We start from the raw sequence: 7601 nt of genomic DNA, 5'->3' as shown, positions 1-7601 counted from the left end.
ACGGGGTGCTGGGCCCGGTGGTCATCGACGCGCTGGGGAACCCCCGGATCATGGTCCTGCTGGACGAGCGGATCGGCGACAAGCCCTCCTTCCTCTCCACCGCGGAGGGCGAGGTGCTGCGGGTCTTCGAGAAGGCGGGGTACCTGCTGGTCGATCCGACCCAGGCCGGGGCGCTGAAGGAGATCGACCTGGCCGCGGCGCGGAGCGCGGGGGACCCGGAAAAGCTGCGGGACATCGCCCGCAACTTCCAGGCGGACGTCCTGATCTACGGCAAGGCCTACGCCAGCGCCTACGCGAACCAACAGGTGAGCGGCGTCCGCATCTATGGGGTTCGCAGCACGGTGCAGCTCAAGGCGGTGCTGTCCGCTTCGGCCTATCAGCTGGGCTCCGACACCTACGAGGAAAAGCAGAAGGGCACCTCCGTCGAGGACGGCGCGATCAGGGGCCTGAAGCCGACGGCGAGCCGCGCGGGCAAGAGCCTGGTGAACAAGATCGCCTACGCGCTGATCTCCGGCTCCGCGGGAGGCATCCCCGGGCGGACGGTCAAGCTCAAGCTGACCGACGTCGCCTTCAAGGAGGCGAAGGCCCTCAAGGAGGAGCTGTCCGGGCTCGAGGGCGTGACGGGGGTCTACCAGCGGCAGTTCCGCAAGGGCGAGTTGGAGCTGGACGTCGTCTCGGACAAGACGGCGGAGGACCTGGCCTCGATCCTCTCGGACCGGGGCTGCGAGATCGAGGGCGTCTCGGAGGCCCTCGTCGAGGGCCGCGGGATGGAGGCCACCGCGCCATGAAGGGCCTGAAGCGCCGGGTTGAACGAGGGGCCCTCGCGGCCGTCCTGGCCCTTTGCCTCGCGGGGAGGGCGGCGGCCCAGCTTGCCGAGCCCGTCCAGGCCTCGACGGAGGACCTGCTGCAGATGACGGAGGAGAGCCTCTACGCCGACTGGGAGGAGAACCGCGCGTTCGTTCGCGGCGTGGGGCGCGTGGTCCAGAACACGGCCCAGGGCAGGCTTCTGGCCCGTCGGGCGGCCCTGACGGACGCACGCCGGGGGCTTTTGCTGCTGCGCGGGCACATCCTCGAGGACCCCGCCCTGAGGGAGCGGACGCTGTGGCTCTCCGGCCCCGTTCCCCCGGTGCGCATCCTCTCCGAGAGGATCGAGGGCGGGCTTTATTTCATCGAGGTGGAGACGGCGCTCTCCCGCCTGCTGAACAAGAACGGCGGCATCTACGTGGCGGGCGAGATGCAGCGGCTGAAGCGCAACAACGCCCCTGCGCGCTAAAGCCCAATAAGCCCGTCAAGCGCGATTTTGTAACCAAACACTCTTACACTCTTTCAAGGAGGAGAGGTCAATGGCATTGAAACATTGGAGGAGCGCGCTCGCCCTCGTCCTGGGGTTGGTTCTCTGTCTGACGGCGGGGACCGCCCACGCGGTTCTGCCCAAGGGCTCGATCGCGGTGCTCTCCAAGAGCGCCTCCGCCCAGGAGGCGGCGCAGGTGGCTTCGGTCTTCACGCGCCAGCTGCTGGCCAAGGGCTACAAGGTGGTGGACCCCAAGAAGCTGGACGCCATACGGCGCAGCAAGGCCGCAGCTCTGGCCCTGGACGGCAACGTGGACGCGATCATGAAGCTGAGCAGACAGTACGGGTTCAGCACCCTGATCACGGCCCAGTCGGAGGCCGGACGCCCCGTTCTAAACGAGTTCCAGCTCTACACGGGCACATCCTCCATCGCCGTCATGGTCACGGCCTCCAACGGAAGCCAGATCTACGCCGATACCGTGGCGGGGAAGCAGGTGGGCTACACCCCGTCGGAGGCCCAGCAGAAGTCGCTTGAGGCCGCTGCAGCCCTGGCCGTCAAACGCATGACGGAATAGCTCCGGCTCGAAGGGAAGGGAGAGGTTGACCATGAGACGAAATCGGAACCTGCGCCCGCTCATCCTGACGGGGCTCCTCGTCGGAGCGCTGGCCGCCGGGGCGGAGGCCAGGCCGACCCTGGCGGTCCGGGAGTTCACGAACAAGGCGGGGGGCAGCGTCCCCGCCTCCGCCATCACCGAGATGATGACCACCGAGCTCTTCGAGGCGGGCCTCTTCACCCTGGTGGAGCGAGAAAAGCTAAACTACGTCGGGGAGGAAATCCGGCTGGGACAGTCGGGCCTGATGGACGAATCCACCGCCCCGGAGCTGGGGAAGATCAAGGGGGCCCGCTACTCCATGACGGGGGCCGTCACGGAGTACCACTACAAGGCCGCGGGCGGGGCCGTCCCCATCCCCGGCGTCGGCGGGGTCGGGGGCGCCTCCAACACGGCCTACGTGACGCTCGACATCCGCCTCATCGACAACCAGACGAGCGAGGTGGTCTACGCCGCCGCGGAGCGCGGGGCCTCCAACCAGACGCTGGGGGGGCTCGTCACGAAATACGGCGGGTTCGGAGCGGGGAAGATCAACGGCATCCTGGCCGCGGCCACGCGCAAGGCCGTGGTGAAGCACGTGGAGGCCATGAGGAGCCTGAAGCTCGACTGAACGGCGACCGGGGACGATAGACAGACTTTGAGCCCGCGTTCCGGCGGAGTTTTCGCGCGGGCGCGGGTTTGGGGATGGAGCGTCTGGACGAAAAGCGGAGGTGCTTTAAATCATGAGAATGCGTAAGAGCGTTGTGACGGCGTTGTTTGCCCTGGCCCTGTTTGCCGTTCCCTGCCGGGCGCAGGAGGAGAAGGTGCGAATCGGCGTCCTCCAGTTCGAGAGCAAGACGTCGGGCGTGACGCAGCAGCAGGCCAACGCCGTGATGGACCTGATGACCCGCGCCCTGGCCAGTTCCAGGTCGATCTCGGTGATCGAGAGGGATCAGCTGGACAAGGTGGGCAAGGAGATCCGGCTGGGGCAGTCGGGGCTGGTGGACGCCAGCACGGCGGCCGAGTTGGGCCGCGTCGCCGGCGTGCAGTACATCCTCCTGGGTGCGGTGACGGAGCTGAACAAGAAGGCGTCGGGAGGGGCGATCCCGCTCTTCGGCAGCATCGGCATCGCGACCGGCTCGGAGGAGGCGCAGGCCACCATCGACGTCCGCATCGTGGACACCTCGACGGCCGAGGTCAGGCTGGCGCTCTCCGAGACGGGCTACTCGTCCAACGAGACCTCCGGCCTGTACGTGGGCGGCGCGGTCCTGGCGGAGGGCACCTTCGACGGGCTGGAGAGCCGCGCCATCTCGGACTCGGTGACGCGCCTGGCAGCCCGGATCCGAGGGACGCTGGCTGGAGAGAGCTCGCATGTCCTTTCGGTGGCCGACAAGGAGGCCACGATCGACATCGGCTCCTCCATGGGCGCCAAGGAAGGGTCCCTGTACCTGGTCTATGCCGACGGCAAGGCGATCCTTGACATGAACGGCGAGACCATCGGCCAGGAGCGCCTGGCCCTCGCTGTGCTGAAGGTCCGGGAGGTCGCCCCCGCGTACAGCAATTGCACGTTCGTCAAGGGTGGCAAGGCAGCCTTGGTCCGCCGCGGGGACAAGGTCGAGCCGATCAGCAACCGGATGATCAAATCCCTCAAGTACGCCAGCTCCCGCCCCTCCGCCTCCAGCGGGACCTTCGACCAGATCTTTGGGAACGCCCCCCAGGACGGCGCGGTCCCCGCGGACGAACCGGCGCCGACCGGGGAGGGGAAGACGCCGGCCCCGACCGCTCCGGAACAGCCCAAGCCGGCCGACGAGCCGGCGAAGGGAGAGCCCAGGGCGATCCCCGGCTTCGACCCCAACCAGTCCACGGACTCCAAGGTCATCGAAACCTACGCCCTTTCGGGCGGAGACAAGAACCTCCTGGGGATCATGCAGCGCAACGCCTACAACAAGTTCAAGAACGGCAAATACAAGGACGCCTATGCGGAGTTCTGTCGGGCGGCGGACGCTCACCCCACCGTCAACTACCTCTCGGCCTACTGGGCGGGGGTGTCCGCCCACAAGCTGAAGAAGGCGGACGAGGCCCTCGAGTGGATCGACAAGGCCCTCGCGATCAACCCGGACTACACGCCGGCCCAGGACTTCAAGGCGAAGACGCTGAAAAAATGAGCCCCCCCGTTTCCGCCCCTGCCGGACCCCGAAGGGCAGGGGCGGAAACGGGGACGCACCACGGCGTCGCAGGACCGTCATTAAATTTCGTTGCCTTTTAAGGAATGAATTAAGGAAGTGGACCGTATGAACTCGATGAAGACGTTGCGTTGGACCCTCTATTTGACGGGCGTTATCCTGATCCTCCTCGGCCTCTGGAGCCTGTTCTACCCCTTAGAGGCGCTGCTCTCCCTGGCGATCTACCTGGGGATCGGCCTCTGCCTGTCCGGGCTCAATTACCTCCTGCCGTGCTTCTCCCTGCGCGGCGAGGCGCTGTACCCCCGCTGGTTCCTGTTCCTCGGCATCATGGACCTCATCGTGGGCGTCCTCATGCTGACGCGCATCGGGCTGACGGCCTTCATGATCCCCATGGTCGTAGCGGCGTGGCTGTGCTGGATCGGCCTCGTGCGCCTTGTCACCTGCATCCGCCTGCGCTCCCTCCACCTCCGCGGATGGTGGATCATGCTCCTCAGCAGCCTGGCCCTCATCGCCTGCTCATGCGCGATGTTCCTCTCACCCCTCGTCGGCTGGCTCTCCGTCGTGGCGATCCTGTCGTCCACGCTCATCGCAGCGGGCGCGCTGAACATCCTGGAGGGGCGCATGATCTTTCGGTGAAGGCGCTCCACCCCGGACGATCTCCGCTAAAAGGACGTGACGTAACGCGCGGAATGTGATATCTTCTTAAGCAGACCGAACGGCAAGTTGAACGTTCATCCCCTTTATTCGCCCGGAGGCCTGTCCCCGGACGCTCGATACGGTTTGACGGACTCTCGACAACTCAAGGAGGCAAAAGCGCTATGAGCAAGGACATTGAAAAGATCGAAAAACTTCTCGGCGACGAGGCGAAGGACCTTCTGGAGCACAAGTGCAAGGCGATCCCGGCGGACATGCTGCACCTTCCGGGTCCGGACTTCGTGGATGAGGTCGTGGCGCCCTCGGACCGGCCCAACCGCGTGCTGAACTCGCTGACGACGCTCTTCAACCACGGCCGCCTGGCCGGGACGGGCTACCTCTCCATCCTTCCCGTGGACCAGGGCGTGGAGCACTCCGGCGGCGCCTCCTTCGCCCCGAACCCGATCTACTTCGACCCGGAGAACATCATCAAGCTCGCCATGGAGGCGGGCTGCAACGCCGTGGCCAGCACCCTGGGCGTGTTGGGGGCCGTGTCCCGCCGTTACGCGCACAGGATTCCCTTCCTCCTGAAGCTGAACCACAACGAGCTGCTCTCCTACCCCAACAAGGCCGACCAAATCCTCTTCGCCTCCGTGGAGCAGGCCTGTGAGCTGGGAGCGGTCGCCGTCGGCGCGACGATCTACTACGGCAGCGACGAGTCCACGCGCCAGATCCAGGAGATCGCGAAGGCCTTCCACCACGCCCACCAGCTGGGCATGGCGACGGTGCCGTGGTGCTACCTCCGAAACTCCGCCTTCAAGGTGAAGGTCGACGGCAAGACGACGGACTACCACGTCTCCGCGGACCTGACGGGCCAGGCCAACCACCTCGGCGTGACCATCGAGGCGGACATCGTCAAGCAGAAGCAGGCGGAAAACAACGGCGGCTACACCGCGCTGAACTTCGGCAAGACCTCGAAGTTCGTCTACGACAAGCTGACGACGGACAACCCCATCGACCTCACCCGTTACCAGGTGCTGAATTGCTACGCAGGCCGCGCGGGCCTGATCAACTCGGGCGGTGCTTCGGGCGGCGAGTCCGACCTGGCGCAGGCGGTACGCACGGCGGTCGTCAACAAGCGCGCCGGAGGCATGGGCCTGATCCTCGGCCGCAAGGCGTTCCAGCGTCCCATGAAGGAGGGCGTCGAGATCATCCACGCGGTGCAGGACGTCTACCTTTGCAAGGACGTCACCATCGCCTGAGGCGAACGGCGGAAGCGAACTTCGGCGGGGCTCCCATCGGGGCCCCGCTTTTTGCGCCCTTTAAGCGCAAAAATTTCAGCAAGGAGGCTGTATCGAAAGCTCGCCCCTTACGGTTTAATCTTAAGCCATCGTTATATCGCTATATCGCTATGGGGACTTTCGCTTTGGCACGCCCCGGACGCGCAGGGTGCAGTGGGGCCCGCAGGGAGCGGGCGTGCGATCCAAGGGCAGAGGAGGAATTGTAATGAGGGTAAATCGCATTCTTTTCGCGGCGGCGCTGGCGTTTCTCGCCGCACTTCCGGCGGGGCCTGCCGCCGCCTGGCGCGGCGAGGTGGGCTGGACCTTCCGGGCGGACGACGGCATCTCGAGCGGCGTGGCCGTGGCGGGCAACCTGGTCATCGCGGGGGACCGCCTGGGGAAGCTCTACGCCGTTCAAAAGGCCTCCGGCGTGCCCGCCTGGGTCTACACCGGGACGAACACCGTCGTCGGGACCCCCTCCGTCATGGGGGACAAGGTGATCTTCGCACAGGGCAACGGGGCCGTCACGTGCCTCGCCCTCTCGACCGGCGCGGTCGTGTGGCAGTACCTTCCGCCGGAGGAGGGATACGCCGCGGAGACCCTCGCGGACGGCACGGCCGTCGGCGACGGCAAGGTGTACCTGGCGAAGGGGGACGGCAAGCTCTACGCCATCAGCGCATCCAACGGCCGCCTCGTCTGGACCCACACGGCCGACCAGGAGCTGCGCAACGCTCCGGCCTTTGAGGCCGGCCTCGTCCTCCTTGGCGAGCAGAACGGCAGGTTCAGCGCCATCGACCCCAAGACGGGCAAACGCATCTGGGGCGGCGGCGCGGGCGGCGCCATCAACACCCCGGTCATGAGCGGTGGGTCCGTGTTCTACTCGAGCTGGGACGGCACCGTGCAGCGCGTGAGGGTCAAGGGCGTCATCCCCCTCTGGAAGGACAGCAAGCCGAACGTCGGCGAGCCCGTCACCACGCCCCCTACCGTCGGCGGAGGGCGCGTCTTCGTGGGGACGGCCAACGGCAAGATCGTCGCGCTGAGCGAGGAGAACGGAGCCATCCTGTGGCAGTTCGAGACGAACGGCGGCAACGTCGCGGCGCGCCCCGTCCTCGCTGAGGGGCTGGTCTTCGCCGGGGGCGGCGACGGCGTCCTCCACGTCCTGGACGCATCCTCCGGCGCGGAACGCGCCACCCTCACGACTGGCGAGGGCATCAACGGCACGCCCGCCTTCGACGGAGGCGTCCTCTACCTCGGCAGCGGCGACGGCACGCTCTGCGCCATCTACTGACGGACTCTGGTCCGAACCTGTTCCACGAAGGACGGCCGCGCGATCCACTTGGCGCGGCCGTCCTTCACACTTTGATTCAGCCCCCTGACAGGCAATAAAACGCCCTACAATAAAGAGAATTGGCGAAAAAGCGCGCAAAACCGTTATAATAGGATAAGGAGAGTATGCGAAATTCACTTCCGTTCACAGCCGATGGACGCCACGCGGGCATGAACGGCTTTTCGCTTGCCAGCACGGTGATGGAGGGATCGTACAATGAACAAAAAAACGCCCGGAAGAAGACGAACCAACCGCTCGAAGAGACAGCGCCGGCGTCCTCCATGCCCCTGCGCCGCAA

The 7601-nt window shown here is 66.1% G+C and carries 8 protein-coding genes; all 8 read left to right on the top strand.

The window, feature by feature from the left end; all coding sequences use genetic code 11:
• A partial coding sequence (locus SY1_RS07650; protein WP_208873318.1) for a hypothetical protein occupies window positions 1-788 on the top strand: 788 nt, incomplete at its 5' end.
• A complete protein-coding gene (locus tag SY1_RS07645) occupies window positions 785-1273 on the top strand; it encodes a hypothetical protein (protein WP_015556681.1) in 489 nt (162 codons plus the stop codon). The genes SY1_RS07650 and SY1_RS07645, both read left to right, overlap by 4 nt.
• 70 nt (window positions 1274-1343) lie before the next feature.
• Entirely contained in the window at window positions 1344-1865 is a 522-nt protein-coding gene (locus SY1_RS07640) for a hypothetical protein (RefSeq protein WP_015556680.1), read from the top strand.
• 31 nt (window positions 1866-1896) lie between these two features.
• Complete coding sequence (locus SY1_RS07635; RefSeq protein WP_015556679.1) at window positions 1897-2511, top strand: CsgG/HfaB family protein; 615 nt, start codon at window positions 1897-1899, stop codon at window positions 2509-2511.
• Between the two features lie 112 nt (window positions 2512-2623).
• Complete coding sequence (locus SY1_RS07630) at window positions 2624-4045, top strand: CsgG/HfaB family protein (RefSeq protein WP_015556678.1); 1422 nt, start codon at window positions 2624-2626, stop codon at window positions 4043-4045.
• Between the two features lie 126 nt (window positions 4046-4171).
• The gene (locus tag SY1_RS07625; protein WP_015556677.1) at window positions 4172-4699 is read left to right on the top strand and encodes an HdeD family acid-resistance protein; all 528 of its coding nucleotides are present in this window, start codon (window positions 4172-4174) and stop codon (window positions 4697-4699) included.
• A 182-nt stretch (window positions 4700-4881) separates the two neighbouring features.
• A complete protein-coding gene (locus SY1_RS07620) occupies window positions 4882-5958 on the top strand; it encodes a class I fructose-bisphosphate aldolase (RefSeq protein WP_015556676.1) in 1077 nt (358 codons plus the stop codon).
• A 244-nt stretch (window positions 5959-6202) separates the two neighbouring features.
• Entirely contained in the window at window positions 6203-7264 is a 1062-nt protein-coding gene (locus SY1_RS07615; RefSeq protein WP_015556675.1) for an outer membrane protein assembly factor BamB family protein, read from the top strand.
• Window positions 7265-7601 lie beyond the last annotated feature (337 nt).

The sequence above is a fragment of the Fretibacterium fastidiosum genome (genome assembly GCF_000210715.1).
GTDB classification, from domain to species: domain Bacteria; phylum Synergistota; class Synergistia; order Synergistales; family Aminobacteriaceae; genus Fretibacterium; species Fretibacterium fastidiosum.
Note: the sequence above shows the minus strand (reverse complement) of the source record. Positions and strands in the feature narration are given on the sequence as shown.